Annotated in this window: 29 protein-coding genes; 11 read left to right on the top strand and 18 right to left on the bottom strand. The window is 67.0% G+C overall.

Annotated features, from left to right (window positions below; genetic code table 11):
• The first annotated feature begins 51 nt into the window (after nucleotides 1-51).
• Both upp and ACM0PK_RS08870 read left to right on the top strand, forming a co-directional pair.
• Nucleotides 52-684 carry a uracil phosphoribosyltransferase gene (gene upp / locus ACM0PK_RS08875; RefSeq protein ID WP_005416149.1) on the top strand — a complete coding sequence of 211 codons (633 nt, stop codon included), beginning with the start codon at nucleotides 52-54 and terminating at the stop codon, nucleotides 682-684.
• Between the two features lie 185 nt (nucleotides 685-869).
• Nucleotides 870-1,163 carry a PsiF family protein gene (locus tag ACM0PK_RS08870; protein WP_414607495.1) on the top strand — a complete coding sequence of 98 codons (294 nt, stop codon included), beginning with the start codon at nucleotides 870-872 and terminating at the stop codon, nucleotides 1,161-1,163.
• A gap of 41 nt (nucleotides 1,164-1,204) precedes the next feature.
• On the opposite strand, the gene ACM0PK_RS08865 is transcribed toward ACM0PK_RS08870, so the two are convergent.
• The 6 genes from ACM0PK_RS08865 to rsmD form a co-directional block, all read right to left on the bottom strand.
• Entirely contained in the window at nucleotides 1,205-2,092 is an 888-nt protein-coding gene (locus ACM0PK_RS08865; RefSeq protein WP_072168323.1) for an MBL fold metallo-hydrolase, read from the bottom strand.
• 117 nt (nucleotides 2,093-2,209) lie between these two features.
• Nucleotides 2,210-3,940 (bottom strand): gamma-glutamyltransferase, encoded by a 1,731-nt coding sequence (gene ggt, locus ACM0PK_RS08860; RefSeq protein ID WP_414607494.1) that lies wholly within the window; start codon nucleotides 3,938-3,940, stop codon nucleotides 2,210-2,212.
• Nucleotides 3,937-4,218, bottom strand: a complete 282-nt coding sequence (locus ACM0PK_RS08855) for a YfhL family 4Fe-4S dicluster ferredoxin (protein WP_004153175.1) — start codon at nucleotides 4,216-4,218, stop codon at nucleotides 3,937-3,939. Before ACM0PK_RS08855 ends, ggt begins: the two co-directional genes overlap by 4 nt.
• A gap of 132 nt (nucleotides 4,219-4,350) precedes the next feature.
• The gene (locus tag ACM0PK_RS08850; RefSeq protein ID WP_005409092.1) at nucleotides 4,351-4,842 is read right to left on the bottom strand and encodes a hypothetical protein; all 492 of its coding nucleotides are present in this window, start codon (nucleotides 4,840-4,842) and stop codon (nucleotides 4,351-4,353) included.
• A 59-nt stretch (nucleotides 4,843-4,901) separates the two neighbouring features.
• Nucleotides 4,902-5,411: a pantetheine-phosphate adenylyltransferase gene (gene coaD / locus ACM0PK_RS08845; RefSeq protein WP_005416145.1), complete on the bottom strand. Its 510-nt coding sequence runs from the start codon at nucleotides 5,409-5,411 to the stop codon at nucleotides 4,902-4,904.
• Between the two features lie 26 nt (nucleotides 5,412-5,437).
• Nucleotides 5,438-6,016, bottom strand: a complete 579-nt coding sequence (gene rsmD, locus ACM0PK_RS08840) for a 16S rRNA (guanine(966)-N(2))-methyltransferase RsmD (protein ID WP_111201959.1) — start codon at nucleotides 6,014-6,016, stop codon at nucleotides 5,438-5,440.
• Nucleotides 6,017-6,530: 514 nt separating this feature from the next.
• Here rsmD and htpG point away from each other — a divergent pair.
• The gene (htpG, locus tag ACM0PK_RS08835; protein WP_111201958.1) at nucleotides 6,531-8,423 is read left to right on the top strand and encodes a molecular chaperone HtpG; all 1,893 of its coding nucleotides are present in this window, start codon (nucleotides 6,531-6,533) and stop codon (nucleotides 8,421-8,423) included.
• Nucleotides 8,424-8,576: 153 nt separating this feature from the next.
• Here htpG and ACM0PK_RS08830 read toward each other — a convergent pair whose 3' ends face one another.
• A complete protein-coding gene (locus ACM0PK_RS08830) occupies nucleotides 8,577-8,876 on the bottom strand; it encodes a hypothetical protein (RefSeq protein ID WP_072168327.1) in 300 nt (99 codons plus the stop codon).
• 129 nt (nucleotides 8,877-9,005) lie between these two features.
• On the opposite strand from ACM0PK_RS08830, the gene ftsY reads away from it, so the two are divergent.
• The 3 genes from ftsY (at nucleotide 9,006) to ACM0PK_RS08815 (ending at nucleotide 11,794) form a co-directional block, all read left to right on the top strand.
• The gene (gene ftsY / locus ACM0PK_RS08825; RefSeq protein ID WP_414607493.1) at nucleotides 9,006-10,292 is read left to right on the top strand and encodes a signal recognition particle-docking protein FtsY; all 1,287 of its coding nucleotides are present in this window, start codon (nucleotides 9,006-9,008) and stop codon (nucleotides 10,290-10,292) included.
• Nucleotides 10,293-10,394: 102 nt separating this feature from the next.
• Nucleotides 10,395-11,519, top strand: a complete 1,125-nt coding sequence (gene mutY / locus ACM0PK_RS08820) for an A/G-specific adenine glycosylase (RefSeq protein ID WP_134972143.1) — start codon at nucleotides 10,395-10,397, stop codon at nucleotides 11,517-11,519.
• 5 nt (nucleotides 11,520-11,524) lie between these two features.
• Complete coding sequence (locus ACM0PK_RS08815; protein ID WP_014036808.1) at nucleotides 11,525-11,794, top strand: oxidative damage protection protein; 270 nt, start codon at nucleotides 11,525-11,527, stop codon at nucleotides 11,792-11,794.
• Nucleotides 11,795-11,868: 74 nt separating this feature from the next.
• On the opposite strand, the gene ACM0PK_RS08810 is transcribed toward ACM0PK_RS08815, so the two are convergent.
• From ACM0PK_RS08810 to ACM0PK_RS08765, 10 genes are all read right to left on the bottom strand, one after another.
• Complete coding sequence (locus tag ACM0PK_RS08810) at nucleotides 11,869-12,318, bottom strand: DUF6491 family protein (protein ID WP_065195830.1); 450 nt, start codon at nucleotides 12,316-12,318, stop codon at nucleotides 11,869-11,871.
• Nucleotides 12,319-12,505: 187 nt separating this feature from the next.
• Nucleotides 12,506-13,219, bottom strand: a complete 714-nt coding sequence (gene lolD, locus ACM0PK_RS08805) for a lipoprotein-releasing ABC transporter ATP-binding protein LolD (protein ID WP_032954095.1) — start codon at nucleotides 13,217-13,219, stop codon at nucleotides 12,506-12,508.
• Nucleotides 13,212-14,453 (bottom strand): lipoprotein-releasing ABC transporter permease subunit, encoded by a 1,242-nt coding sequence (locus tag ACM0PK_RS08800; protein ID WP_005416136.1) that lies wholly within the window; start codon nucleotides 14,451-14,453, stop codon nucleotides 13,212-13,214. The genes lolD and ACM0PK_RS08800 overlap by 8 nt, the downstream gene beginning before the upstream one ends.
• A gap of 23 nt (nucleotides 14,454-14,476) precedes the next feature.
• Nucleotides 14,477-14,926 carry a hypothetical protein gene (locus tag ACM0PK_RS08795; RefSeq protein WP_072168330.1) on the bottom strand — a complete coding sequence of 150 codons (450 nt, stop codon included), beginning with the start codon at nucleotides 14,924-14,926 and terminating at the stop codon, nucleotides 14,477-14,479.
• Complete coding sequence (locus ACM0PK_RS08790; protein ID WP_049413478.1) at nucleotides 14,877-15,125, bottom strand: FAD assembly factor SdhE; 249 nt, start codon at nucleotides 15,123-15,125, stop codon at nucleotides 14,877-14,879. The genes ACM0PK_RS08795 and ACM0PK_RS08790 overlap by 50 nt, the downstream gene beginning before the upstream one ends.
• A gap of 98 nt (nucleotides 15,126-15,223) precedes the next feature.
• Nucleotides 15,224-16,009: a succinate dehydrogenase iron-sulfur subunit gene (locus tag ACM0PK_RS08785; RefSeq protein WP_005409079.1), complete on the bottom strand. Its 786-nt coding sequence runs from the start codon at nucleotides 16,007-16,009 to the stop codon at nucleotides 15,224-15,226.
• Nucleotides 16,010-16,075: 66 nt separating this feature from the next.
• The gene (sdhA, locus tag ACM0PK_RS08780) at nucleotides 16,076-17,866 is read right to left on the bottom strand and encodes a succinate dehydrogenase flavoprotein subunit (protein WP_014036803.1); all 1,791 of its coding nucleotides are present in this window, start codon (nucleotides 17,864-17,866) and stop codon (nucleotides 16,076-16,078) included.
• A gap of 31 nt (nucleotides 17,867-17,897) precedes the next feature.
• Nucleotides 17,898-18,284, bottom strand: coding sequence for a succinate dehydrogenase, hydrophobic membrane anchor protein (sdhD, locus tag ACM0PK_RS08775; protein WP_005409077.1), 387 nt, complete (start codon nucleotides 18,282-18,284; stop codon nucleotides 17,898-17,900).
• A complete protein-coding gene (gene sdhC / locus ACM0PK_RS08770) occupies nucleotides 18,281-18,673 on the bottom strand; it encodes a succinate dehydrogenase, cytochrome b556 subunit (protein ID WP_005416132.1) in 393 nt (130 codons plus the stop codon). The genes sdhD and sdhC overlap by 4 nt, the downstream gene beginning before the upstream one ends.
• Before the next feature lie 56 nt (nucleotides 18,674-18,729).
• Nucleotides 18,730-18,900 carry a DUF1674 domain-containing protein gene (locus ACM0PK_RS08765; RefSeq protein WP_005409075.1) on the bottom strand — a complete coding sequence of 57 codons (171 nt, stop codon included), beginning with the start codon at nucleotides 18,898-18,900 and terminating at the stop codon, nucleotides 18,730-18,732.
• A gap of 39 nt (nucleotides 18,901-18,939) precedes the next feature.
• Between ACM0PK_RS08765 and ygfZ the strand changes: the two genes are divergently transcribed.
• Nucleotides 18,940-19,845 (top strand): CAF17-like 4Fe-4S cluster assembly/insertion protein YgfZ, encoded by a 906-nt coding sequence (gene ygfZ, locus ACM0PK_RS08760; RefSeq protein ID WP_134972145.1) that lies wholly within the window; start codon nucleotides 18,940-18,942, stop codon nucleotides 19,843-19,845.
• Here the strand turns inward: ygfZ and ACM0PK_RS08755 are convergent.
• Complete coding sequence (locus ACM0PK_RS08755; RefSeq protein WP_072168333.1) at nucleotides 19,817-20,899, bottom strand: ABC transporter ATP-binding protein; 1,083 nt, start codon at nucleotides 20,897-20,899, stop codon at nucleotides 19,817-19,819. The genes ygfZ and ACM0PK_RS08755 overlap by 29 nt on opposite strands.
• Before the next feature lie 352 nt (nucleotides 20,900-21,251).
• Between ACM0PK_RS08755 and zwf the strand changes: the two genes are divergently transcribed.
• The 4 genes from zwf to edd are packed head-to-tail and all read left to right on the top strand — an operon-like array spanning nucleotide 21,252 to nucleotide 26,386.
• Nucleotides 21,252-22,688, top strand: a complete 1,437-nt coding sequence (gene zwf / locus ACM0PK_RS08750; protein ID WP_005416129.1) for a glucose-6-phosphate dehydrogenase — start codon at nucleotides 21,252-21,254, stop codon at nucleotides 22,686-22,688.
• Nucleotides 22,685-23,692: a glucokinase gene (glk, locus tag ACM0PK_RS08745; protein WP_061480283.1), complete on the top strand. Its 1,008-nt coding sequence runs from the start codon at nucleotides 22,685-22,687 to the stop codon at nucleotides 23,690-23,692. The genes zwf and glk overlap by 4 nt, the downstream gene beginning before the upstream one ends.
• On the top strand, nucleotides 23,689-24,411 hold the full coding sequence (pgl, locus tag ACM0PK_RS08740) for a 6-phosphogluconolactonase (protein ID WP_049413491.1): 723 nt from the start codon (nucleotides 23,689-23,691) through the stop codon (nucleotides 24,409-24,411). The genes glk and pgl overlap by 4 nt, the downstream gene beginning before the upstream one ends.
• Before the next feature lie 58 nt (nucleotides 24,412-24,469).
• Entirely contained in the window at nucleotides 24,470-26,386 is a 1,917-nt protein-coding gene (edd, locus tag ACM0PK_RS08735; protein ID WP_111201953.1) for a phosphogluconate dehydratase, read from the top strand.
• The last annotated feature ends 70 nt before the right edge of the window (nucleotides 26,387-26,456 follow it).

Raw genomic sequence — 26,456 nt, 5'->3', positions numbered from 1 at the left:
CCCGCCAATCCGGCAAAATGGCGGCCTCTCTCCCTATTCCCCTTCCCGACCATGAAGATCGTCGAAGTGCGCCACCCGCTGGTGCAGCACAAGATCGGCCTGATGCGCAACGCTGCGCTCAGCACCAAGGATTTCCGCGAACTGGCCAACGAGCTGGGTACGCTGCTGGCCTACGAGGCCACCGCCGACCTGGATACCGAGCCGCACACCCTGGCCGGCTGGGCCGGCCCGGTGACGGTGCAGCGCATTGCCGGCGCCAAGATCACCGTGGTGCCGATCCTGCGTGCCGGCCTGGGCATGCTCAGCGGCGTGCTGTCGCTGATTCCGGCCGCCCGTGTCAGCGTGGTCGGCCTGCAGCGCGATGAAGAAACCCTGCAGCCGGTGCCCTACTTCGAGCGCCTGACCGGCCGCCTGGAAGAGCGCGACGCACTGATCCTCGACCCGATGCTGGCCACCGGCGGCACGCTGATCGCCACCATCGACATGCTCAAGCGCGCCGGCGCCCGTCGCATCAAGGGCATCTTCCTGGTGGCCGCGCCCGAAGGCATCGAAGCAGTGAAGGCCGTGCACCCGGACGTGGAAATCTACACTGCGGCCATCGATGCCCAGCTCAACGACAAGGGCTACATCCTGCCCGGACTGGGCGACGCAGGTGACCGCATCTTCGGCACCCGCGTCGGCTGATCCGGCGAACCGCGGTCGGATCCCTCTCCGCAGGAGAGGGCTCTGACCCGACAACCGTTCGCGGGCGCGCTTCGCCGCGGCACGTGAACGCCCGTGGACGCGGGTGTGGCCGACGCGTGATTCTTCACGTGGCCTTGCCGGCCGGAGGCGAATGCTCCGCGCACCCGCCACCCTTGGAGCTCGCGATGAAGGCCTCATTCCTGCTGGCCGCCGTCCTGCTGGCCGGCCTGCCCCTGGCTGCCAACGCCACCCCCCCGCAGCAGCAACGCATGGCCGAATGCTCGGCCAAGAACAAGGGCTTGAAGGGGGATGCCTACAAGACCGCGCAGAGCTCCTGCCTCAGTGGCCAGGCTGCCGAAACCAAGCCGGTCAATACGCAGCAGGAACGCATGCGCAAGTGCAACGCTGACGCGGGCGCGAAGAAACTGGCAGGCGATGCGCGCAAGACCTTCATGAGCAGCTGCCTGAAGGCGTCGTAACGACGAGTGATGCAGAGCCGAGCCCACGCTCGGCTCTGCCATTACCCCAGGGCGCGCGCCTTCAGCTCGCCCTGTTCGTGCAGGGTCACGAAACGTCCCTTGTCATCACGGCCCAGCTGCGCCAGCGCCACCTGCGGGTCGTGGGTGAAGAACAGCCGCACGTTGCGCGCCAGCTTGTCCTCAAGGAACTGCCGTTTCTCGTCGATCAGCAATTCGGCATTGCGGTCATAGCCCATGGTGATCGGCACGTGCACCCATGAACGACCTGGGATGAGGTCGGCACAGAACACCACGCCACCGTGCGCATCTTCACCGGCATGCGCGTGGCCAACGATCTCGGCCAGCATCAGCCCCGGCGTATGCCCATCGCTGTAGCTGAAGCGCACGCTGCGGCCGAGCGCCTTCGAGTACTCGCCATCCACCACTTCCAGGCGGCCACTGGCCTGCAGCAGGCCGGGCAGCTCAGGTATGAAACTGGCCCGATCGCGCGGGTGTGGCTGCACGGCGCGCTGCCAATGCTGCGCACCAACCACATAGGTTGCGTTGGGGAACAGCAGCTCGGGCTCACGCCCTTCGCTCCATGCGGCAAGCAGGCCACCGGCATGATCGAAGTGCAGGTGGCTGAGCACCACCACGTCGATGTCCTCGTGCTCGAAACCCGCTTCGCGCAGTGAATCGATCAGCACGTGCTGGCTTTCCTGCACGCCGTAGCGCTCTCGCATGCGCGGGTCGAAGAACGCACCGATACCGGTTTCAAACAGTACCGTCTTGCCTTCCAGCGGACTGGCAAGCAGCGCACGGCAGGCCAGCTCGATGCGATTGAGCTCGTCCGGAGCCGCCCATTTTTCCCACAACGCACGCGGCGCGTTGCCGAACATCGCGCCGCCGTCCAGGCGCTGCGAGTTTCCACGAATAGACCAGAGTTTCATGCGTCGATTATCGGCGCCGGACCGTTAAATAATCGCTAGAAAGGAAACAGGAAACCCCGCCGGTTGGCGGGGTCCTGGTGATCTGCAGATTGCCGGGCAGTGGCCGGCACCACCACATCAGTAGGCCGGCACGACCTGGGCACTGCCCACCGGATTGCGCGGGTCGCTGCCACCGAAGAGCTTGTTCGCCTTGCGGTCCCATTCCACGGTCTGCAGGTTGCCCCACACGTGGCTGGAACCGCGTCCGCCGGCGGCGACATTGCCCGGCAGTTCGATCCTGTGGCCCATCGCCTGCAGCTGCTTCACCGTCGCCGCGTCGAACGCATCATCCTCGGCTTCGATCAGGTCCGGCAGCCACTGGTGGTGGTAGCGCGGCAGCGCGGCAACCTGCTGCGCGTCCAGGCCAGCGTCGTAGCCGAGGATGCCCAGCAGCACCATGGTGATGATGCGGCTGCCACCCGGGGTGCCCAGCACGATCACCTTGTCGCTGTTTTCCATGAAGGTCGGCGTCATCGAGCTGAGCATGCGCTTGCCCGGCTTCGGCGCATTGGCCTCGTAGCCCATCACGCCGAAGGCATTGGGCGTACCCGGCTTCAGCGCGAAATCGTCCATCTCGTTGTTCAGCAGCACACCGGTGCCCTTGGGAATGAGCCCCGAGCCGTACAGCAGGTTGACGGTCTGGGTGGCGCCGACGCGGTTGCCGTCGCGGTCGATGATCGAGAAGTGCGTGGTCTCGTCGTCTTCCAGCGGCGTCGGGTTGCCCGACAGCAGGTCGCTGGGCGTGGCCTTTTCCGGATGGATGGTCGCCCGCAGGCCCTGTGCGTAGTCCTTGCTGGTCAGCACCTTCTGCGGGATCTGCACGAAGTCCGGATCGCCGAGGAAGAACGTACGGTCGCGGTAGGCACGGCGCATCGACTCCACCACCAGGTGGGTACGGTGCGCCGGATCCATCTTCCTGATGTCCCAGCCTTCCAGGATCTGCAGCATGCTGGCCAGCGCGATGCCACCGGACGACGGCGGCGGCGCGGTGGTGATCTTCCAGCCGTTGTAGTTGAACACGATCGGCTCGCGCTGCTTCACGCGATAGCCGGCCAGCTCTTCGGCGGTCCACTTGCCGCCGGCCTGCTTGACGCCCGCCAGCAACAGCTTTCCGGTCTGGCCCTTGTAGAAGCCGTCGAAACCTCCAGCGGCCAGGCGCTCCAGCGTCTGCGCCAGCTCCGGCTGCTTGAACAGGTCACCGCTGGCGATCGGCTTGCCGTTGCGCAGATAGACTTCACGCGTGCCGGGATAGCGCTCCATCACTTCACGGCGCGACGCGTAGCCCTTGGCCATGCGGTCGTACACCGGGAAGCCTTCGCGTGCGATGCGGATCGCCGGCTGCAGCGAGGCCGACAACGGCAGCTTGCCGTGCCGGACCGACAGTTCGACCAGCGCTGCGGGCAGGCCGGGAATACCCGCCGACCACGCACCGTTGACCGAGCGGTCGCGGTCCAGGTTGCCCTGCTTGTCGAGGAAGGCCTGCGGCGTGGCCGCCGCCGGTGCGGTCTCGCGTGCATCCAGCATCACGTCCTTGCCGGTGGCCGCGTCGTGCAGAAGGAAGAAGCCGCCGCCGCCGAGTCCGGAACTGATCGGCTCGACCACCGCCAGCGTGGACGAGACCGCCACCGCAGCGTCGAAGGCGTTGCCGCCCTGCGCCAGGATATCGATACCGGCCTGGGTGGCCAGCGCGTGGCCGCTGGCAATGGCTGCGCCGTCGGGGCGCTCGGCACGGGCCGGGCTGTCGGCCCAGGCCATCGGGCTCAGCAGCAGGCCGAGCAGCAACAGGGGGCGGACGATCAGCGTCTTCATTCGGATGGGGGCTCCGCATAGAGTTCGGGGTGATCGTGCTGCAGCTGGCGCAGCTTGGCCAGCAGCTGGTCTTCCGTTTCCACGATCTCCGGATCCGGGTCGATGCACTCGACCGGGCAGACGACCACGCACTGTGGCTCGTCGAAATGACCCACGCATTCGGTGCAGCGCGCAGGGTCGATCACGTAGATGGTTTCACCCATCGCAATGGCCTGGTTCGGGCAGGCCGGCTCGCAGACGTCGCAGTTGACGCAGAGCTCGTTGATTTTCAGCGACATGGCGATACTCCTCGCCCGCGCCTTGGGACAAAGGACCGGCCAGCGCGGGCGCGCGGGCCGGTCAGGTCATCAGCGGCGCCCTGGCAGGACGCCGCCCGGGCCATGCCGGAGCATGGCCGCCATGGCTCGGTATTACTTGGCTTCGACGAAAATGTACTCGGCACCGGTCGGCTGGATCGCAGCCTGCACGCGGGCGTTGTCGGCCGACTGGCCGATGAAGACGACGCGCACGCCCTTCATCGAATCCGGCGACACGTCCTTGAACACGGCCTGGATCATGTCAGCCATCTTGCCCGAGGCCGACGAACCGAAGGCCAGCATGTTGCCCGGCTGCACGCCACGGGCCACGGCCTGGGTCGCGCTCTCGGTCTGGCGCTCGTACTTGGCCTGGAAGTCCGGGTCCGATTCCGGGGAGAGGTAGTACAGGAACGGGCTGTTGGTGATGTTGCCCATGTTCTGGATCGCCACTTCCTGCAGGTACTTCTTCCAGCCGGCATCGTCGTCCTTGGCCGGAGCGACCAGGGCCTGCTTGGCCTCGTCGACCGGAGCGGCCTCTTCCTTCTTGCAGGCGGTGAAGGCCAGGGCCAACGAAGCGATCAGCATCGCGCGCATGGTGGTGTTCATGGATTTCCTCCCGGAATGGTGCGTGGTGTTGTACGTAATGGGGTGCAGGTACGGCGGGCTTACGACTGTGCCGCCTTCGCTTCGCGGACCTTGCGCAGGGCTTCGAGCACCGCGGCCGGCACGAAACCGGACACGTCGCCGCCCAGGCGCGCGATCTCGCGGACCAGCGAGGACGAAATGAAGCTGTGCTGCTCGGCCGGGGTCAGGAACAGGGTCTCGACCTCGGGGATCAGGTGGCGGTTCATGCTGGCCATCTGGAACTCGTACTCGAAGTCGGACACCGCGCGCAGGCCGCGCAGCAGCACCCCGCCCTGGACCGAACGTACGAAATGGGCCAGCAGGGTATCGAAGCCGATGACTTCGACATTGCCATGGTGGGCCAGGGCGCCACGCGCCAGCTGCACGCGCTGTTCCAGCGGCAGCGCCGGGCCCTTCGACGGGCTCTGCGCCACGCCGACCACGACCTTTTCGAACAGCGGCGCGGCCCGGCTCACAAGGTCGATGTGACCGTTGGTGATCGGGTCGAACGTGCCGGGATAGACGGCGATGCGGCGGTTGGCCACGGTCATGGGCGGTAGCAGATGTTCAGATGAGGTCAAAGTGTAGCAGTGGCACGGCGGTACAGGGCAAAGCGCACCTCACGGGTGCCGCCCTCGCGGTGCAGCAGCCAGCCCTGCGGCAGCACCGGCACGTGGCCGGCCGGCGATTCCAGGTACAGCCAGGCGTCGGCGGCCAGGTGCCGCGGCAGCTGGGCCAGCACGTCCTGCCACAGGCCATCGGCGAATGGCGGGTCGATGAACACCAGATCGGCCTGCTGCGCGGGCGCACCCTGCAGCCAGCGCAGGGCATCGGCCTGCACGACGCTGATCTGGTCGCTGGCCTGCAGCTTGGCCACGGCGGCGGCCAGGTTGCGTCCCAGCTGCGCATCGCGCTCGACCAGGGTGGCGTGGGTGGCACCGCGCGAGACCGCTTCCAGGCCCAATGCGCCGCTGCCGGCGAACAGGTCCAGCACACAGGCCCCGCCGAGCTTGGGCATCAGCCAGTTGAACAGGGTTTCGCGCACACGATCGCTGCTGGGCCGCAGTCCCGGCAGGGTCGGCACCGGCAGGCGGGTATTGCGCCAGCGACCGCCGATGATGCGGACCTGGCCGTCATTGCCCCCGCGGCCGCTCACCGGCGCCCCCGGCGGGGTTCATTCGAGAAATTCAGCATGAGCGGGATTGTAGTTCGGCAGGGCGGCGCCCGGGGACGCGCCAACGCATGCGCGCTGTCGCTCCCACGCTTTGCTGCGCGAAACGCGGGCCCCACTTACCAGCTTCCACACCCCGGCCGCTTCGCGGCCGCCCCCTGACTCAGGGGGCTCCACCCCAGACGCGATCCGATGCTCGACATACAGGCCAGTTTTATTTCGATATCTGACAGATGTGTCGACCAAGGTCGACACCTACCAACAGCCGAGTGAACCCGTCCAAGTCTCGGGGGTCACTTCAGGGACGGGTTCATGGCGTGTCCTGCCAACCCACACCGCCCCGCCATCCCACGGAACGCCCGCTGTTGCTGTTGCTTCGGCCTCTGCAGGTGCAGGGCTGCAAGCCCTGCCCGACCAACCCCTTGATTTCGGGACAATCATCCCTACCCCTTGGCGAGGCCGCACGCGCTGGCGCGGCATTGCACATGGAGCCCTATCGATGACCGAGACCACCCAGACCGAAACCCTTGGCTTCCAGACCGAAGTCAAGCAGCTGCTGCAGTTGATGATCCACTCGCTGTACTCCAACAAGGAAATCTTCCTGCGCGAGCTGGTCTCCAACGCTGCCGACGCCGCCGACAAGCTACGCTTCGAGGCCCTGACCCAGCCGGCGCTGCTGGAAGGCGACAGCGAGCTGCGCGTGCGCGTCAGCTTCGACGACGCCGCCCACACCATCACCATCGAAGACAACGGCATTGGCATGAGCCGCGCCGAAGCCATCGCCCACCTCGGCACCATCGCCAAGTCCGGCACCGGCGACTTCCTGCGGCAGCTGTCCGGCGACCAGAAGAAGGATTCGCAGCTGATCGGCCAGTTCGGCGTCGGCTTCTACAGCGCTTTCATCGTCGCCGACGAAGTGGAAGTGACCTCGCGCCGCGCCGGCCTGGCTGCAGTCGAAGGCGTGCGCTGGAGCTCGCGTGGCGAAGGCGATTTCGAAGTGGCCACCGTCGACAAGGCCGAGCGCGGTACCCGCATCGTGCTGCACCTGAAGGACGGCGAGCACGACTTCGCCGATGGCTGGCGCCTGCGCAGCATCCTCAAGAAGTACTCGGACCATATCGGTCTGCCGATCCAGATGCCGAAGGAAGGTGGCGAAGAAGGCGCCGCCGTCGAGTGGGAGACCGTCAACCGCGCCAGCGCGCTGTGGACCCGCCCGCGCACCGAGATCAGCGACGCCGAGTACACCGAGTTCTACAAGCACGTAGCGCACGACCATAGCGACCCGCTGGCGTGGAGCCACAACAAGGTCGAGGGCAAGCTGGAGTACACCTCACTGCTGTACGTGCCCGGCCGCGCGCCGTTCGACCTGTACCACCGCGATGCGCCCAAGGGCCTGAAACTGTACGTGCAGCGCGTGTTCGTGATGGACCAGGCCGAGCAGTTCCTGCCGCTGTACCTGCGCTTCATCAAGGGCGTGGTCGATTCCAACGACCTGTCGCTGAACGTGTCGCGCGAGATCCTGCAGTCCGGCCCGGTCATCGATTCGATGAAATCGGCGCTGACCAAGCGTTCGCTGGACATGCTGGAGAAGCTGGCCACCGACAAGCCCGAGCAGTACGCCACGTTCTGGAAGGAGTTCGGCCAGGTGCTGAAGGAGGGCCCGGCCGAGGACTACAACAACCGCGAGAAGGTGGCCGGCCTGCTGCGCTTCGCCTCCACCCGCGGCGACGGCGATGCGCAGAGCGTGTCGCTGGCCGATTACATCGGCCGCATGACCGAAGGCCAGGACAAGATCTACTACCTCACCGGCGAGAGCTACAGCCAGGTACGCAACAGCCCGCACCTGGAAGTGTTCCGCAAGAAGGGTGTGGAAGTGCTGCTGCTGACCGACCGCATCGACGAGTGGCTGATGGGCTACCTGACCGATTTCGACGGCAAGGGCTTCGTCGACATCGCCCGTGGCGATCTCGACCTGGGCGCACTGGAAACCGATGCGGACAAGCAGGCACAGGAAGCGGCAGCAAAGGACAAGCAGGGCCTGGTCGAGCGGCTCAAGACGGTCCTGGGTGACGAAGTGGCCGAGGTGCGCGTGTCGCACCGCCTGACCGATTCGCCGGCGGTGCTGGCCATCGGCGAGCAGGACCTGGGCCTGCAGATGCGCCAGATCCTGGAAGCCAGCGGGCAGAAGGTGCCGGACAGCAAGCCGGTGCTGGAGATCAACCCGGGCCATCCGCTGATCGCCAAGCTTGACGCCGAAGCCGATGGCGCGCGCTTCGACGACCTCGGCCGGGTGCTGTTCGACCAAGCCGCACTGGCCGCCGGCGACAGCCTGAAGGACCCAGGTGCCTATGTGGCGCGCCTGAACAAACTGCTGCTGGAGTTGTCGGCCTGATCGACAGATCGGGTGCCGGGCAGCGTCCCGATGGAGGCCAACCCTGGTTCACGCGCTTTTGTAGAGTCGAGCCATGCTCGACTGCTCCATGAGTGCCGACCAAGGTTGGCACCTGCCAGGGGCAGCGGTTGGCACCGGCCAAAGCGGTGTTGCTCAGGTCTCCCGATCCAGCAGCGAGCCCAGCATCTGATCGTGTCGGCGGATCACCGAGGCATTGGCGGCGAAGGCCACTACCTCGGCTTTCGCCGCCAGCAGATCTCCCAGCGGTGCACCGACATCGGCGCCGGCGGCAGTCACCGAGGCCTGCACCCCGCCCTGTCCAGTGGCACCGCGCTGCAACTGCAGGCGCTGCGCATCGGGGGTCGCCAGATTGGCCACGTTGTGCGCTGCAACCTGCACGCCCTGCTGGGCCGCACGCATGCCGCCTAGGGCGATTCCCATCACGTTGTTCATGGCGGTCTCCGGGCCGCTCCGCGCAACCCTCCGGACCGGTTAGCGGCCGGCCGGCCGCGATCTTGAGTCCACATCGGCCCGACAGGCCCGAGTGGTAGCATATCCCTCTGATTTCAGCGCCTTTTGCCAATGCTCAGTTTTTTCCGCCGCAAGAAGCCCCAGGATGCCCCCACCACGGAGGCGCCCAAGACCCAGCACTACTCGGCTGAAGAGCTGGCGGCGGCGTTCCCGTCGGCCGCCCCGGCCGAAGACGCACCCACCGCCGCGGTGGTCGAAGCCAAGGCACCGGAACCGGCCACCGTCGCCGTACAGGCCCCCGTCGCCGAAGTGCCTGCCGTGCCAGCTGCGCAGCCGGCCACCGCGTCCGAGGACGTCCAGGCTGAAGCGCTCGCTGCGGCCGCTGTGCTGGTTCCTCTGGCTCCGGTCATTCCGGTCGAGGAACCAACCGCCCCGGCCACCGACCTGCCGGCGCTGGTGGATGCCCCGCCGGCGCCCGCCGGCAAGCCCGGCTGGCGCGAACGCCTGCGCAACAGCGTCATCGCGCGCAGCTTCGGCGGCCTGTTCTCGCGCAACCCCAAGCTCGACGACGATCTGCTGGACGAACTGGAAACCGCCCTGATCACCGCCGACGTCGGCGTGGGCGCCACCACCGATCTGGTCGAGGGCCTGCGCAAGCGCATGAAGTCGCGCGAGTTCGCCGACGCCAATGCGCTGCTGACCGCGCTGCGCGCCGAGCTGATCGCGATCCTGCAGCCGGTGGCCAAGCCGCTGGTGATCGACCGCAACGCCAAGCCCTTCGTGGTGCTCACCGTCGGCGTCAACGGCGTCGGCAAGACCACCACCATCGGCAAACTGGCCAAGCGCTTCAAGGATGACGGCCACAGCCTGATGCTGGCTGCCGGCGATACCTTCCGCGCCGCGGCCGTGGCCCAGCTGCAGGCCTGGGGCGAGCGCAACGGCGTGGCCGTGGTCGCGCAGGGGCAGAACGCCGATGCCGCTTCGGTGGCATTCGACGCGCTGCAGGCCGGCAAGGCCCGCGGCACCTCGGTGCTGATCGCCGATACCGCCGGCCGCCTGCACACCCAGTCAGGCCTGATGAACGAGCTGGGCAAGATCCGCCGCGTGCTCGGCAAGATCGACCCCACCGCCCCGCACGAAGTGCTGATGGTGATCGACGGCACCACCGGCCAGAACGCGCTGTCGCAGCTGCGCCAGTTCAATGCCGCAGTGAACGTGACCGGCCTGGTGGTGACCAAGCTGGACGGCACCGCCAAGGGCGGCGTGGTGTTCGCACTGGCCCGCGAGTTCGGCATTCCGATCCGCTTCGCCGGCATTGGCGAGCGCCCGGAAGACCTGCGCGTGTTCGACCCGGAAGCCTTCGTCGACGCCCTGCTGCCCGAAGCATTGGGCGCCTGATAGATCGCGCAGCCACCGCAATCTGGTGCAGCCACCCATGGGTGGCTCCACCAGGGCGAAGCAGAGCCACCCCATGGGTGGCTGCCTCCTTCCGGAACACTCATGCCCCGCCAGCCGCACGCCAGCGCCGACACTGCCCAGGAAGACGACTTCGTCGCCCGCCTGCTGCACTGGTTCGACGACCACGGTCGCCATGACCTGCCCTGGCAGCACCCGCGCAGCCCCTATCGGGTCTGGCTGTCGGAAATCATGCTGCAGCAGACCCAGGTGGCTACGGTCATCCCGTACTTCCAGCGGTTCCTGCAGCACTTCCCGACCCTGCCCGACCTCGCTGCCGCCAGCAATGACGCAGTGATGGCGCAGTGGGCCGGGCTCGGCTACTACGCCCGTGCACGCAACCTGCATGCCGCGGCAAAGCGCTGCGTGGAACTGCACGACGGCGACCTGCCGCGCGACTTCGATGCATTGCATGCCCTGCCCGGCATCGGCCGCAGCACCGCCGGTGCGATCCTCAGCCAGGCCTGGAACGAGCGGTTCGCGATTCTCGACGGCAACGTCAAGCGCGTGCTCAGCCGCTACCACGGCATCGACGGCTTTCCCGGCCTGCCGGCCATCGAGAAACAACTGTGGGCGATTGCCGAGGCGCACGTCGCGCAGGTGCCGGCCGGGCGCATGGCCGATTACACCCAGGCGCAGATGGACCTGGGCGCGACGGTATGCAGCCGGGCCAAGCCGGCCTGCGTGATCTGCCCGCTGCAGGACGCATGCGTGGCGCGGCGCGAAGGCCGCACCGCTGAGCTGCCCACGCCCAAGCCCAGCAAGACCCTGCCCGAACGCGAAGCAGTTGCACTGCTGCTGCGCGACGCCCAGCAGCGCGTGCTGCTGCAGAAGCGGCCGGACACCGGCATCTGGGCGCAGCTGTGGACGCTGCCGCAGGCCGAGGCCGGCAGCGACCTGCAGGACTGGTTCGACGCACATGTCGACGGCTCGCTGGAAGATGCGGAGGAACTGCCGGTGCTGCAGCACACCTTCAGCCACTACAGGCTGCACCTGCAGGTATTGTCACGGAAGGTGCGCGGCCTGCGCGTGGAAGAACCCACGCTGCGCTGGGTCGCCAACGACGAGCTACCCGCATTGGGCCTGCCGGCACCGATCCGCAAACTGCTCGACGGCGCCACGATCAAGACGCCGAAACGAAATTCCAGCAAACCCCGCAACCACGAGTGAGTGCCATGCCCCGAACCGTCTTCTGCCAGTACGAACAACGCGATGCCGAGGGCCTGGACTTCGTGCCCTACCCCGGCGAGCTGGGCCAGCGCATCTTCAACAACATCGGCAAGCAGGCCTGGGCCGCGTGGCTGGCCCACCAGACCATGCTGATCAACGAGAACCGGCTGTCGCCGCGCACGCCGGAACATCGTGCGTTCCTTGAAGGCGAGCTGGTCAAGTTCCTGTTCGAGAAGGACGCGGAAAAGCCGGCCGGCTTCACCCCGGAAGCCTGACAGGCAGGTCGTGCCGGCCGCTGGCCGGCAATCTGGCATCTGCGCGATGCCGGCCAGCGGCCGGCACTACCGCGCTATTTCGCGTTTTCCTCGCGCTCCTGCACCTGCGCCTGTCGCAGCTCCTGCTCGGACGCACGCAGGGCCTTCACGTCCAGCTTGCGGATGCTGTTGATGAAGCACGGCAGGCGCGGGCCGCCGGTGGGGTCGCGCACCAGCACCTTGTCGAAGCGCGACGACACGCGGCCCATGCTGCTGGTCAGGCCGATGGCGGTCGCATATGGCAGGTCCTGGCAGGGACCATTCAACTCCAGCAGATAGGCTTCGCTGGGACGGGTCCACACCGCCAGCGCACTGTCGCCCAGCTCGGTCCAGCCATTGAGGCTGCCAAAGAACTGCATGTCATTCTGCGGCGCGCCGGCGTGGGCACGGTACAGATCCAGTTTCTCGGTACTGCTGAGCCGGCCGGTGGTCGCACAGGCGGCCAGTGCCAGGCAGAGTCCGGCCATCAGGATCGGGGTCTTCATGGCGATCTCCTCGGGGAACTGTCGCCATCATGCGCCTGGGCTGGCAACGCCGGCGCGACGGCTCGCGCCCCATTCAGCCGCCGGTCGGCGGCTGCTGGCCGGACCACGGTAGACGCCAACCTTGGTTGGCGCCTGCCCTGCTGGAGCAGCCACCCAAGGGCGGCCTCTACCAAAGCGGTCCCAGCGCTCAGACGTCGGCGTGGGCCAATGCGTGCAGGCGCCCTTCGCGCAGCTCCAGCACCCGGTCCAGGCGCCGTGCCAGGCTGCGGTCGTGGGTCACCAGCACCAGGCTGGTATGACGCGCGCGGTTGAGCTCCAGCATCAGCTCGAACACGGTGCCGGCGGTGCGGTCATCCAGGTTACCGGTCGGCTCGTCGCCGAGTACGCAGGCCGGATGATTGACCAGCGCGCGCGCCACTGCAGCACGTTGGCGTTCGCCGCCGGACAGCTCGCCCGGCTTGTGGTCCAGGCGATGGCCGAGGCCGACCGCTTCCAGCAGCGTGGTGGCCCGGCTGCTCGCCTCGGCCACGGCAGTGCCGGCCAGCAGCACCGGCATCATCACGTTTTCCAGCGCGGTGAACTCCGGCAGCAGGTGATGGAACTGGTAGACGAAGCCCAGCGCCTGGTTGCGCAGCAGGCCGCGCGCGGTATCCGACAGCGCCGACATGCGCTGGCCGGTCACATACACTTCGCCAGCAGTCGGAATGTCCAGGCCACCCAGCAGGTGCAGCAGCGTGCTCTTGCCGGCACCGGAGGCACCGATGATCGCCACCGTCTCGCCAGCAGTCACGGTCAGGTCCAGCCCATCGAACACCGGGGTCTGCATGCGCCCTTCGGCATAGGTCTTGCCCAGCGCTTCGGCGCGGATCACTTCATCGCCGCGGTTGACGACCTTATTCATAACGCAGGGCCTCCGCCGGCTGGGTGCGTGCTGCCCGCCAGGCGGGATACAGGGTGGCCAGGAAGCTCATCAGCAGCGCGACCACGGTGATCGCCACCACGTCGCCGGTCTGCATGTCGGTCGGCAGGCCGGTGATGTAGTACACATCCTCCGGCAGCAGCTTGACGTTGAACACGCTCTCGATGGCGCCGAGGATGCGTTCCAGGTTGAGGGTCAGGGTGATGCCGCCGATCAGGCCGGCCAGCGTGCCGAAGATGCCGATCAACGAGCCCTGCACCATGAACACCTGCATCACCCCGCCCGGGGTCAGGCCCAGGGTGCGCAGGATGGCAATGTCGGCCTGCTTGTCGGTCACCAGCATCACCTGCGAGGACACCAGGTTGAAGGCCCCCATGGCGATGATCAGCGACAGCAGGATGCCCATCACCACCTTCTCCATGCGCAGCGAGTGGTAGAGGTTGGCGTTCTGCTGTGTCCAGTCACTCACGCGGTAGGCACCGCCGAGGCTCTGCGCCAGGTCCACGCCCACTTCCAGCGAGCGGTCCATGTCGTGCAGCTTCAGCCGCACGCCGGTGGCGCCGTCACTGCGCAGAACACGCTCCAGGTCCTGCATGTTGGCGAAGCCGACGCCGCGATCGACCTCGTTGTAGCCGGCCTCGAAGATGCCGCTGACGGTGAAGCGCTTCATCCGTGGCACCGCACCAGCCGGCGTGCCCTGCACTTCGGCAAAGGTCACCAGCACCTGGTCGCCAACGTCCACGCCCAGCCAGATCGCCAGCTCCTTGCCCAGCAGCAGGTTGAAGCTGCCCGGCTTGAGGCTGTCATAGCTGCCCTTGGTGACCTTCCTGTCGATCACCGAGACGTTCGGCTCCAGCGCCGGATCGATGCCCTGGATGATCGCGCCCTGCACGCGCGGGCCGCTGATCATCGACTGGATCTCGATGTACGGCGCGGCACCCGCCACGCGCGGATCCTTGCGGGCGACATCAACCACCCGCATCCAGTCCGGCATCGGCTCGCCGTCGCGGCTGATGGTGGTATGGGCGGTCATCTGCAGCAGGCGGCTGCGGATTTCCTTCTGGAAACCGCTCATCACCGCCAGGGTGGTGATCAGCACCGTAACGCCGAGCGCGATGCCCAGGATCGATGCCATCGAGATGAAGGAGATGAAGCCGTTGCGGCGCTTGGCGCGCAGGTAGCGCAGGCCGATGGCCACGGGAATGGGTTTGAACATGCAGGCACGCCGGTCAATTCAGCTTATGGTGCCATTGACCGGGGCCGACGGGAAACGCTGCGTGTGGCCACGGCCAGTCGCAGTTCACGTCGCTGCCCTGAATCGAGCACATCCGGCCAGAACAGCAGGCGCCGGCGGCGCCGATCCTCACGCCACAGCAACAACAACCATGGGCCACGCACCACCAGCCGTGGCGTATCGACGTCCCGTCCGGCCACCTGCAATGCCTCGGGAAGCGGAGGCAGAAGCACCTGCACGCGCGGCCTGCGCTGGCGCCAGGCCAGTTCGGCCAAGCCGACGCCCCAGGCCAGCAGCAGCGCGGGCATCAGCAACCGCGCAGGCAGATCCGAGGCGCGCAACAACCAGGGCGCGGCCAGCAGCACCGCCAACTGGGCGGCGGCCTGCAGCCGCGAGGGGCGCCACTCAAGGCTTGAGGGCGAGGATCTTCTGCATGAGGGGGATCGCGTGCGCATGCGGGCAGGCCTCATAGCCCATGAACCAGCGCCACAACTTATCGTCCTCGCAGTCGAGCAGGAACAGGAAAACCTCGCGCTCTCCGGTCGGTGCAGTGCTCCACTCACGGTCCAGGTAGCGGCCGAACAGCTGGTCCAGTTCGCGCATGCCGCGGCGGCAGCGCCAGCGCAGCTTCTTCAGCAGGACATCGTCTTCCATCGTGCTTCTCCAGATACAGCAAAGCCACGCATGGCGTGGCTCTACTGGGTGGTGCAGCCTCACGTGACGTGGCTCCACCGGGTACTGCCAGGCCTGTATCAGGCGCGGCGCTCCATCATCAGCTTCTTGATCTCGGCGATCGCCAGCGCCGGGTTCAGGCCCTTCGGGCAGGTCCGGGCGCAGTTCATGATGGTGTGGCAGCGGTACAGCTTGAACGGATCTTCCAGATCGTCCAGGCGCGCGCCGGTGTCCTCATCGCGCGAGTCGATGATCCAGCGATAGGCCTGCAGCAGGATCGCCGGGCCCAGGTAACGCTCGCCGTTCCACCAGTAGCTCGGGCAGCTGGTCGAGCAGCAGGCGCACAGGATGCACTCATACAGGCCGTCCAGCTTCTTGCGGTCTTCCGGCGACTGCAGGCGCTCGCGGTCCGGCGGTGCCGGGGTCTGGGTGCGGATCCACGGCTTGATCGAGGCGTACTGCGCGTAGAAGTGGGTCAGGTCCGGAACCAGATCCTTGACCACGTTCATGTGCGGCAGCGGGTAGATCGGCACTTCCTTCTTGCCGCAGTCCGAGATGGCTCGGGTGCAGGCCAGGGTGTTGGTGCCGTCGATGTTCATCGCGCACGAACCACAGATACCTTCGCGGCAGGAACGGCGGAAGGTCAGGGTCGGGTCGATCTCGTTCTTGATCTTGATCAGGGCGTCCAGGACCATCGGGCCACAGGCGTCCAGATCGACTTCATAGGTATCGGTGCGCGGGTTGCTGTCGTCGTCCGGACTCCAGCGGTAGATCTTGAAGGTGCGCACGTTCTTGCCGCCGTTCTTGACGGGGAAGTGCTTGCCCTTCGTGATCTTGGAATTCTTGGGGAGTGAAAACTCGGCCATGGCTGCTCTCGTTGGCTCAGGCGGCCCGCGCCCGTGGGCGCGGATTGCATGGTAGGCGGGGTCGGATCAGTACACGCGCGGCTTCGGCGGCACCACGGACACGTCGTCGGTCAACGTGTACATGTGCACCGGACGGTAGTCGAAGCTGCACTTGCCCTTCTCGTCGACGCTGACCAGGGTGTGCTTCTGCCAGTTGACGTCGTCGCGGTCCGGATAGTCCTCGTGCGCATGCGCACCACGGCTTTCCTTGCGCTGTTCGGCCGAGTTGATCGTCGCCACCGCGTTGAGCAGCAGGTTGTTCAGCTCGTAGGTCTCGATCAGGTCCGAGTTCCAGACCAGCGAACGGTCGGAGACCTTCACGTCCTGGAACGAGTCGAAGATCTTGTCCATCTTCTCGCAGCCTTCCTTCAGCGTCTGGCTGGTGCGGAAGACGGCCGCGTCAGCCTGCATGGTGCGCTGCATGCGATCGCGGATGACCGAGGTCGGGGTATCGCCGTTGGCGTGGCGCAGCTTGTCCAGCAGCCCCAGCGCCTTGTCGCAGGCATCGGCCGGCAGCGGCTTGTGCGCGGCACCCGGCTTGATGGTCTCGGCGCAGCGGTTGGCCACCGCACGGCCGAACACCACCAGGTCGAGCAGCGAGTTCGAGCCCAGGCGGTTGGCGCCGTGCACGGACACGCAGGCCGCTTCGCCGATGGCGTACAGGCCCGGCACCACGGCGTTGTCGTTGTCGCCGACCTTCTGCACCACTTCACCGTGGTAGTTGGTCGGGATGCCGCCCATGTTGTAGTGCACGGTCGGAATGACCGGGATCGGCTGCTTGTGCACATCGACGCCGGCGAAGATGCGGGCGCTCTCGGCGATGCCCGGCAGCTTCTCGTCGATCACGCCCGGGCCGAGGTGGGTCAGGTCGAGCAGGATGTGGTCCTTGTGCTCGCCGACGCCGCGGCCTTCGCGGATCTCGATGGTCATCGAACGGCTGACCACGTCGCGCGAGGCCAGATCCTTGTAGTGCGGTGCATAGCGCTCCATGAAGCGCTCGCCGCTGCTGTTGCGCAGGATGCCGCCTTCACCGCGGACACCCTCGGTGATCAGGCAGCCGGCGCCGTAGATGCCGGTCGGGTGGAACTGCACGAACTCCATGTCCTGCATGGCGATGCCGGCACGCATGGCCAGGCCGCCACCGTCGCCGGTGCAGGTGTGCGCCGAGGTAGCGCTGAAGTAGGCACGGCCGTAGCCGCCGGTGGCCAGCACCACGCCCTGGGCGCGGAACAGGTGCAGCGTGCCATCGGACATGTCCAGGGCCAGCACGCCGCGGCAGGCGCCTTCGTCGTCGAAGATCAGGTCGAGCGCGAAGTACTCGATCATGAAGCGCGCATCGTGCTTCAGCGACTGCTGGTACAGGGTGTGCAGCATCGCGTGGCCGGTACGGTCGGCCGCCGCGCAGGTACGCTGCGCCGCCGGGCCTTCGCCGTACTTGGTGGTCATGCCACCGAACGGACGCTGGTAGATCTTGCCTTCGGCGGTGCGCGAGAACGGCACGCCGTAGTGTTCCAGTTCGATGATGGCCGGGATGGCCTCACGGCACATGTACTCGATGGCGTCCTGGTCACCCAGCCAGTCCGAACCCTTGATGGTGTCGAAGAAGTGGTAGCGCCAGTCGTCCTCGCCCATGTTGCCGAGTGCGGCCGAAATACCGCCCTGGGCGGCGACGGTGTGCGAACGGGTCGGGAAGACCTTGGTCAGGCACACGGTCTGCAGGCCCTTGGCGGCCAGGCCGAACGTGGCGCGCAGGCCGGCACCGCCGGCGCCGACCACGACCATGTCGTACTTGTGTTCGGTGATCTTGTAAGCGGACATCTAATCTGGATTCCTGTGTAGGTGCCTGGGCTCAGGCAACGCCGAGGGCGATGCGGCCCACCGCAAACACACTGACGATCATGCCGAGCACGGCGACGAACTTCACCGCGGTCTGCAGCACCAGGGCCAGCAGCGATTCGTGGATGTAGTCTTCCAGCACGACCTGCATGCCGAGCTGCGCGTGCCAGAACATGGCGATCAGCAGGCCGATCAGCGGCACTGCATTCCACGGCTTGGCCACGGCGGCGGCGGCGGTCGCGTAATCCGAGCCCAGCAGGCCCAGTACGAAGACCAGGAACCAGATGCCCAGCACCACCAGCGCGGCGGCGGTCAGGCGCTGGTGCACGAAATGCTCGGTGCCGGTCTTGGCCGAGCCCAGGCCGCGCACGTTCTTCAGCGGGGTACGGAACTTGCTCACGCGGCACCTCCGAACATCACATAGGCCCACACCAGCAGGGTGATCACCAGGCTGCCGATGACCGAGAGCCAGCTGCTGCGGATGAAGGCAGGTATGCTGAAGCCGATGGCGAAGTCCTGCACTACATGGCGGATGCCATTGCACAGGTGATAGGCGAACGACCATGTCCACGCGAACAGGAACACGCGGCCATACCAGGCCCCGGCATGGCCGGTGAAGCAGTTCCAGGACTCGGGCCCCATCATCAGGGCCAGCAGGCCGGCAGCGATGATGAGGGCACCAACAGACAGAAAGATGCCAGTGGCTCGATGCAGGATCGAGGTGGCCATCTGAATCTGCCAGCGATACACCTGAAGGTGCGGGGAAAGTGGGCGTTGTCTGGTCGCCATTCGCTGGGCTCGTTGTCTCGGCTGGGCGGCACGCGGCCGCGTTGGCTCAATGCTGATCAGAAATCGATGCAGCGTCCGTTTTTCTCCCAATCGCCATACCGCACCGGATCAAGTCCGCCGCGGCCGCCGAATTCCTCTGCTTTTTCCTGTTCCACGGGCACGGGTGCCGCGGGGACCAGCGGGGCTTCAGATTCGTCGTCGGGAGTGGGGGTTGTTTGGCCTATCATGTTCGGTCTCGCAACGCACAAATTTTAGACCTCGTTCACGTGCCTGACAACCTGCCCCCTGCTTTCGTCGGATATCCGCGCCTGCCCGGCCACCAGCTGCTGAGCCTGCAGGGCCCGGATGCGGCCGCCTTCGCCCACGCCCAGTTCAGCAGCGATGTCACCGCCCTGCCCCTGCTGCACTGGCAGTGGAGCGCCTGGCTGAGTGCCAAGGGCCGCACCCTGGCAGTGTTCCAGCTGCTCCGGCTGGCCGACGATCACGTGATGCTGGTGCTGGCCGACGGCGATGCCGATGCGATTGCGTCGCAACTGCAGCGCTTCGTGTTCCGTCGCAAGGTGCAGGTACAGGTGCGCAGCGATCTGGCCGTGGCCGGTGCGTTCACTGCGCCCGAGGCTGCCAGCGGCGCCGCGATCGCGCTCGCTGCAGGTGACGGCTGGGAGCTGGACCTGGGCAGCGACGCCCTGCCGCGCACCCTGCGCATCGGGGCGGCGGCTGCCGTTGCATCCGGCAGCGAAACCGATGAGGCCGCCTTCGCCCTCGCCTGGCGCCAGGCCGACCTGCGCTACGGATTGCCGCGCTTGGACGAAAGCCAGCGCGAAGTGTGGACCCCGCAGCAGCTGGGCCTGGACCGCCTGAATGGCTACAGCGTGAAGAAAGGCTGCTACCCGGGCCAGGAAATCGTCGCCCGCACCCACTTCCTCGGCAAGGCCAAGCGCGCGGTGCAGCTGCTGCATACCGCGGCACCGGCACAGGCCGGCGATGGCGTGCTGCAGGACGGCGCGACGCTGGGCACGGTCGCCAGCGTGGCCGGCAACCTGGCGCTGGCGGTGCTGCCGCTGGAAGCCAGTGATGCTGACCTGCAGGTGGGCGATGCCATCGCGCAGCGCGTGCCGTTGCTGGATGGGCCGGCACTACCGGTTACAGGCGTTCGCCGCTCTCTGCGTTGAAGAAATGCAGGCCCTGCGGGTGAATCGCCACGCGGATCTGCTCGCCCACTGCTGGCAGCGACTGCGGTGCCACGCGCATGGTCAGCGCATGCTGGCCACTGCTCAGATTGACGAAGATCTCGTTGCCGACCGGCTCGATGCCTTCGATGCGCGCGGTGAATGCATGCGCATCATCGGCAGCCGCCGGCTGCAGGTGCTCCGGGCGCACGCCCACCGCGATCGGCTTCTGCAGCCATGCCGGATCGATCGTCGCCTGGCCCAGCGGTGCACGCCATTCGCCGTCGACCACGCTCACGCCGCCGGCATCGCCCTGCAGCGTGCCACGCAGCACGTTCATCGCCGGGCTGCCGAGGAAACCGGCCACGAACAGGTTGGCCGGGCGATCGTACAGCGCCATCGGCGTATCGATCTGCTGGATGATGCCGTCCTTCAGCACCACGATGCGCTGGCCCAGGGTCATCGCTTCAACCTGGTCGTGCGTCACGTAGATCATGGTGGTGCCCAGCTTGCGGTGCAGCTGCGCGATCTCGGTACGCACGCTGTGGCGCAGCTTGGCGTCGAGGTTGGACAGCGGCTCGTCGAGCAGGAACACCGCCGGCTCGCGCACCAGCGCCCGGCCCAGTGCCACGCGCTGGCGCTGGCCACCGGACATCGCCTTGGGCAGCTTGTCCATCATCTCGGTCAGGCCCAGCGTCTGCGCCGCCTCGGCAATGCGCTTGTCGATGGTCGCCTTGTCATGCCCGCGCAGCTTCAGGCCGAAGGCCAGGTTCTCGGCCACGGTCATGTGCGGGTACAACGCGTAGCTCTGGAACACCATGGCGATGTCGCGATCCTTCGGCGCCACGTCGTTGACCACGCGATCACCGATGGTCAGCGTGCCGCCGCTGATTTCTTCAAGGCCCGCCACCATCCGCAACAGGGTCGACTTGCCACAGCCGGACGGACCGACCAGCACCATCAGCTCGCCATCGGCGACCTCGAAGCTGGCGTCCTTCACCGCGACCTGGCCGTTGTCATAGACCTTGCGCACACCCTGCAACTGCACTTTTGCCATATCACCTATCCGGTCCGCCCGAAGCCGGGCTGTCTTTTGGAACTGCCTCGGCCCTCCCGATGGCAGTGATGATTGCGCGCTTGCCGCATGACGGCGAGCACTGCAATCGAATACAGTTGCCCATTCTGCCATGTAAACGTTTTCACGTGGCACTATCCGATGATCGGTGCGCACCGATCTGCGTCGGCGGTTGAACGAAGGTTCCGCCGAGGTAGTGGTTTCGAATGGAACGGTCTTCCGCAACCCCGGAGATCGCCCCTGACGAACCTCGGACAGGCAGTTGCGCGGATGTCCCCCGAACCCAGCCATGAAGCGATTGACAACGATGTCACCCGGATCTGAAACTCGAGCGATGCACGACACCCTCTTCCTGTTCGGTGCCACAGGTGATCTGGCCCAGCGCTACCTGTTCCCTTCGCTGCTTCGCCTGCTTGGCGACGGCCTGCTGCCGGAGGACTTCCGCATCCGCGCACTGGCCCTGTCCGGGCATGACACCGAAGCCTTCCATGACATCCTGCGGCCGCGCCTGCAGCAGGCCATGCCGATGGCCACGCAGGACGACATTGCTGCCCTGCTGCGCCGCATCGACTACCGTTCGGTGGACCTGCGCGACGTCGACTCGGTTGCCGCTGCGGTCTCCGACCTGGTGCACCGCAAGTGCGTCAGCTACCTCGCCATTCCGCCGGGCCTGTACATTTCCACCTGCGAAGGCCTGGCCAAGGGCGGCGCCCTCGCCGCGCCGGCACGCCTGATGCTGGAGAAGCCGATCGGCAGCGACAGCGAGAGCGCCGAGGAAATCATCAGCACCATCGGCCAGTGGATCGACGAGGACCGCGTGTTCCGCCTCGACCACTACCTGGGCAAGGCGGCAGTGCAGAACCTGATCGCGCTGCGCTTCGGCAATACGCTGCTGGAAGCGGTGTGGAACCGCAACTACATCGAATCGGTGCACATCCTGGTGGCCGAGAGCGAAGGCGTGGACGGCCGTGACGCCTACTATGCCCGCTCCGGCGCGCTGCGCGACATGGTGCAGAGCCACATCCTGCAGCTGCTGTGCATGGTGGCGATGGAGCCGCCGGCGTCGCTGGAGGCCGACCGCATCCGCGACGAGAAGGTCAAGGTGCTGCGCGCCCTTCGCCCGCTCGACGCGAAGCACGCCGCGCGTGACAGCATCCGCGGCCGCTATACCGCCGGCACCATCAACGGCCAGCCGGCGCAGGCTTACCAGCCGCCGGAAGGCAGCGACGTGGAAACCTTCGCCGGTGTCACCGCGCATATCGACAACTGGCGCTGGAGCGGCGTGCCGTTCCATCTGGTCACCGGCAAGCGCCTGCCCGAGCGCACCACCCGCGTGGTGGTCACGCTGAAGCCGGTCACCCATTGGCTGTTCGAGCGCCCGCAGCGCGCGCAGGCCGCACCGAACCGCCTGGTGTTCCAACTGCAGCCGCAGGAGAACATCGAACTGGGCCTGATGAGCAGCCTGGCCGGCCCGGAATGGGGCGCGCTGGAACTGCATCCGCTGGAACTGGAACTGTCAGTGCCAACCGGCCTGCATCGCCGCATCGCTTACGAGCGCCTGTTCCTGGACGCCTTCAATGGCAATCACACGCTGTTCGTGCGCGACGACGAAGTGCGTGCAGCGTGGGCCTGGATCGACAGCGTGGCCGACGCCTGGAAGGACGCCAAGCTGCCGCTGGAACCCTACCCCGCCGGCCAATGGGGCCCGAGCAATGCCGGCGAGTTCCTGCCGCAGGGCGTGGACGCACCGGACAGTGGAGCGTCGGCATGAGGGCCAGTTCGCAGCCGGTGCTGGTGGCCGACATCGGTGGCACCAATGCCCGCTTCGCCCTGGCTGACACCTCGCAGGACGCACCTCTGCAGAAGGACAGCATCCGCGAGTACGCGGTGACGGAGTTCCCTTCGCTGGGTGATGCCGCGCGCCACCATCTGGAACAGATCGGTGCCACCGCAAGCCGCGGCGTGTTCGCAGTGGCCGGTCGCGTTGATGGTGATGAAGCACGCATCACCAACCATCCGTGGGTGATCTCGCGCAGCCGCACCGCAGCGATGCTCGGTTTCGACGAACTGCACCTGATCAACGACTTTGCCGCACAGGCGATGGCGATCTCGCTGCTGCAGCCCGAGGACGTGGTCCAGGTCGGCGGTGCCGCCTGGGTACCGGGCAAGCCGGGCCAGCCGCGCAACTACGCAGTGATCGGGCCGGGTACCGGCCTCGGCGTGGGCGGCCTGATCATGCGCCACGGCCGCTGCTACCCGCTGGAAACCGAAGGCGGCCATGTCAGCTTCCCGCCAGGAACCCCGGAAGAGATCCGCATCCTCGAGATCCTGTCCGAACAGTTCGGCCGCGTCTCCAACGAGCGCCTGATCTGTGGCCCCGGCCTGGTCAACATCCACCGCGCCGTGTGCGAGATGGCCGGTATCGACCCGGGCCAGCTGCAGCCGGTGGACGTGACCGCCCGCGCCCTGCACGGTGATCCGCAGGCAATGCGCACCGTGGACGTGTTCTGCGCCGTGTTCGGCGCCATCGCCGGTGACCTGGTGCTCACCCAGGGCGCCTGGGATGGCGTGTTCCTGACCGGCGGCCTGACCCCGAAGATGCTCGATTCGCTGCAGCACTCCGGTTTCCGCCAGCGCTTCGAACACAAGGGCCGCTTCTCCTCGATCATGGCGCGCGTGCCCTCATTGGCGGTGATGCATCCCCACGCCGGACTGCTGGGCGCCGCCGCCTATGCCACCGACGCCGAACGTGACGCACCAGGAGTTGCCGCATGAACCCCAGCTTCCACGACGACCGCATCGAGTTCATCCAGCACGGCGACGCCGACGGCTGGATCGAAGCGGTGGCCGCTGAGATGGCACGCACCCTCAACCACGACATCAATGAAGTGGGCCGCGCCCGCATCCTGCTGTCCGGCGGCACCACGCCGGCCCCGGTCTACCAGGCACTGGCCGAGCTGGACGTGCACTGGGACCGGGTTGAAGTGAGCCTGGCCGACGAGCGCTGGCTGTCGCCGCAGGATCGCGACAGCAACGCCTGGCTGGTGCGCGAGCACCTGCTCAAGCGTACCGAGGGCGCCCACTTCGATCCGCTGGTACGGATCGGCAAGCCACTGCCCGAATGCGTGTACACCGCCAACCTGCAGGCGCAGCACAGCCAGCCGCCGAGCCTGGTAGCGCTGGGCATGGGCAACGACGGGCACACCGCCTCGCTGTTCCCGGGCTCGAAAGACCTCGCGCGCGCACTGGAAAGCACCCTGCCCTACGCCGCGCTGGATGCCACTGGCTGCCCAGGCGCGAACCAGTGGCCGCTGCGCATCACGCTGACCCCGCACGGCCTGCGCCAGTGCCGCCAGCGCCTGTTGCTGCTGCGCGGCAAGCAGAAGCTGCAGGTACTGCGCCAGGCGCTGGACAGCAACGATGCCCAGCAGTATCCGATCCTCAATGCGATCAACCTGGAAGGCGCGCGCCTGCGCGTCCACTGGGCTGATTGATGTCGGCGGCGGCGCCGTGCCGCCGCTTGCCTCTCGCCACCACGAACGCCGGTAGCCAATGAGCCTCCATCCTCAACTGCAAGCCATCACTGAGCGCGTCATCCGCCGCAGCGCCGCCTCGCGCGCCGCCTATCTGGCCGCGATCGATGCCTCCCTGCGTGAGGGCCCGTTCCGCAGCCGCCTGAGTTGCGGCAACCTCGCCCACGGGTTCGCCGCCTGCGGCGGCACCGACAAGAGCCGCCTGCGCGGCGGCGTGACGCCGAACCTGGGCATCATCACCGCCTACAACGACATGCTGTCGGCCCACCAGCCGTTCGAGACCTATCCCGAACAGATCCGCGACATCGCCCGCGAGCTGGGCGCCACTGCACAGGTCGCCGGCGGCGTGCCTGCGATGTGCGACGGTGTCACCCAGGGCCGTGGTGGCATGGAGCTGTCGCTGTTCTCGCGCGATGTCATTGCCCAGGCCACGGCCATCGGCCTCAGCCATGACATGTTCGATACCACCGTCTACCTCGGCGTGTGCGACAAGATCGTGCCGGGCCTGCTGATCGGTGCGCTGGCCTTCGGCCATCTGCCGGCGGTGTTCGTACCGGCCGGCCCGATGACCCCGGGCATCCCGAACAAGCAGAAGGCCGAAGTGCGCGAACGCTACGCCGCCGGTGAAGCCACCCGCGAAGAGCTGCTGGAAGCCGAGTCCGCGTCGTACCACGGTGCGGGCACCTGCACCTTCTACGGCACGGCCAACTCCAACCAGGTGCTGCTGGAAGCCATGGGCGTGCAGTTGCCGGGCGCCTCGTTCGTCAATCCGGGCACGCCGCTGCGCGACGCCCTGACCCGCGAGGCAACCGAACGCGCGCTGGACATCACCGCACTGGGCGACGACTTCCGCCCGCTGGGCCGGATCATCGACGAGCGCGCGATCATCAACGCGGTCATCGCGCTGATGGCCACTGGCGGTTCGACCAACCACACCATCCACTGGATCGCGGTGGCGCGTGCGGCCGGCATCGTGCTGACCTGGGACGACTTCGACGAACTGTCGCAGCTGATTCCGCTGCTGGCCCGTGTCTACCCGAACGGCGAGGCCGACGTGAACCGTTTCGCGGCCGCTGGCGGCCCGGCCTTCGTGTTCGGCGAGCTGATCAAGGCGGGCCTGATGCACGGCGATCTGGTCAGCGTCGCGCGTGGCGGCATGTCCGACTATGCGCGCGAGCCGCAACTGCGTGACGGCCGGCTGGTCTACCTGCCGGGCCTGGAACACAGCGCCGATGACGAAGTGGTTCGTGGCGTCGACAATCCGTTCGAGCACCAGGGTGGCCTGCGCCTGCTGCGTGGCAACCTCGGCAAGTCGCTGATCAAGCTGTCGGCGGTGAAACCGCAGTACCGGACGATCGAAGCACCTGCGGTGGTGGTCGATGCACCGCAGGTATTGAACAAGCTGCACGCCGGTGGCCTGCTGCCGCAGGACTTCGTGGCGGTGGTGCGTTACCAGGGCCCGCGTGCCAACGGCATGCCCGAACTGCATTCGCTGGCACCGCTGCTGGGCCTGCTGCAGAACCAGGGCCGGCGCGTGGCGCTGGTCACCGACGGCCGCCTGTCCGGTGCGTCGGGCAAGATCCCAGCGGCCATCCATGTGACGCCGGAAGCGGCGCGCGGTGGCCCGCTGGCCAAGGTCCGCGAGGGCGACATGATCCGCCTCGACGGCGAGGCCGGCACGCTGGAAGTGCTGGTGGACGCGGCGGAATGGGCAGCACGTCCGCTGGCGCCGAACACCGCGCCGGCCGCGCATGACCTGGGCCGCAATCTGTTTGCGATCAACCGTCGCGTGGTGGGTCCGGCGGACCAGGGCGCGATTTCGATTTCGTGTGGGCCGGCGGCGGCCGATGGTGGGCCGTGGGACTACGATGCGGAGTACGAGCTGGGGCACGATGCGGCGGCTGCGGCGGCACCGCATGAGGCGAAAGACGCCTGATGCGAAAAGCCGCGGCAGGCTTCCCGGCTTGGGCAGTAGAGCGCCCTGGCCGGGACACGCCGTAAACCCA

Source organism: Stenotrophomonas sp. FR010, assembly GCF_047520755.2.
Taxonomy (GTDB): Bacteria; Pseudomonadota; Gammaproteobacteria; order Xanthomonadales; family Xanthomonadaceae; genus Stenotrophomonas; species Stenotrophomonas sepilia.
This window is presented reverse-complemented; position numbering and strand designations above follow the sequence as displayed.

Coding starts and splice junctions, on each gene's coding strand:
- htpG (WP_111201958.1), top strand. CDS start 6,531: ATGACCGAGACCACCCAGACCGAAACCCTTGGCTTCCAGACCGAAGTC.
- ACM0PK_RS08790 (WP_049413478.1), bottom strand. CDS start 15,125: ATGGAAGACGATGTCCTGCTGAAGAAGCTGCGCTGGCGCTGCCGCCGC.
- zwf (WP_005416129.1), top strand. CDS start 21,252: ATGCACGACACCCTCTTCCTGTTCGGTGCCACAGGTGATCTGGCCCAG.
- ACM0PK_RS08850 (WP_005409092.1), bottom strand. CDS start 4,842: ATGAACACCACCATGCGCGCGATGCTGATCGCTTCGTTGGCCCTGGCC.
- ACM0PK_RS08795 (WP_072168330.1), bottom strand. CDS start 14,926: ATGCGCACGCGATCCCCCTCATGCAGAAGATCCTCGCCCTCAAGCCTT.
- ACM0PK_RS08870 (WP_414607495.1), top strand. CDS start 870: ATGAAGGCCTCATTCCTGCTGGCCGCCGTCCTGCTGGCCGGCCTGCCC.
- ftsY (WP_414607493.1), top strand. CDS start 9,006: ATGCTCAGTTTTTTCCGCCGCAAGAAGCCCCAGGATGCCCCCACCACG.
- sdhA (WP_014036803.1), bottom strand. CDS start 17,866: ATGTCCGCTTACAAGATCACCGAACACAAGTACGACATGGTCGTGGTC.
- ACM0PK_RS08855 (WP_004153175.1), bottom strand. CDS start 4,218: ATGTCGCTGAAAATCAACGAGCTCTGCGTCAACTGCGACGTCTGCGAG.
- ACM0PK_RS08785 (WP_005409079.1), bottom strand. CDS start 16,009: ATGGCCGAGTTTTCACTCCCCAAGAATTCCAAGATCACGAAGGGCAAG.
- mutY (WP_134972143.1), top strand. CDS start 10,395: ATGCCCCGCCAGCCGCACGCCAGCGCCGACACTGCCCAGGAAGACGAC.
- coaD (WP_005416145.1), bottom strand. CDS start 5,411: ATGACCGTGGCCAACCGCCGCATCGCCGTCTATCCCGGCACGTTCGAC.
- ggt (WP_414607494.1), bottom strand. CDS start 3,940: ATGAAGACGCTGATCGTCCGCCCCCTGTTGCTGCTCGGCCTGCTGCTG.
- upp (WP_005416149.1), top strand. CDS start 52: ATGAAGATCGTCGAAGTGCGCCACCCGCTGGTGCAGCACAAGATCGGC.
- ACM0PK_RS08810 (WP_065195830.1), bottom strand. CDS start 12,318: ATGAAGACCCCGATCCTGATGGCCGGACTCTGCCTGGCACTGGCCGCC.
- glk (WP_061480283.1), top strand. CDS start 22,685: ATGAGGGCCAGTTCGCAGCCGGTGCTGGTGGCCGACATCGGTGGCACC.
- ACM0PK_RS08800 (WP_005416136.1), bottom strand. CDS start 14,453: ATGTTCAAACCCATTCCCGTGGCCATCGGCCTGCGCTACCTGCGCGCC.
- ACM0PK_RS08815 (WP_014036808.1), top strand. CDS start 11,525: ATGCCCCGAACCGTCTTCTGCCAGTACGAACAACGCGATGCCGAGGGC.
- ACM0PK_RS08865 (WP_072168323.1), bottom strand. CDS start 2,092: ATGAAACTCTGGTCTATTCGTGGAAACTCGCAGCGCCTGGACGGCGGC.
- pgl (WP_049413491.1), top strand. CDS start 23,689: ATGAACCCCAGCTTCCACGACGACCGCATCGAGTTCATCCAGCACGGC.
- ACM0PK_RS08765 (WP_005409075.1), bottom strand. CDS start 18,900: ATGATAGGCCAAACAACCCCCACTCCCGACGACGAATCTGAAGCCCCG.
- ACM0PK_RS08755 (WP_072168333.1), bottom strand. CDS start 20,899: ATGGCAAAAGTGCAGTTGCAGGGTGTGCGCAAGGTCTATGACAACGGC.
- edd (WP_111201953.1), top strand. CDS start 24,470: ATGAGCCTCCATCCTCAACTGCAAGCCATCACTGAGCGCGTCATCCGC.
- lolD (WP_032954095.1), bottom strand. CDS start 13,219: ATGAATAAGGTCGTCAACCGCGGCGATGAAGTGATCCGCGCCGAAGCG.
- ACM0PK_RS08830 (WP_072168327.1), bottom strand. CDS start 8,876: ATGAACAACGTGATGGGAATCGCCCTAGGCGGCATGCGTGCGGCCCAG.
- sdhC (WP_005416132.1), bottom strand. CDS start 18,673: ATGGCGACCAGACAACGCCCACTTTCCCCGCACCTTCAGGTGTATCGC.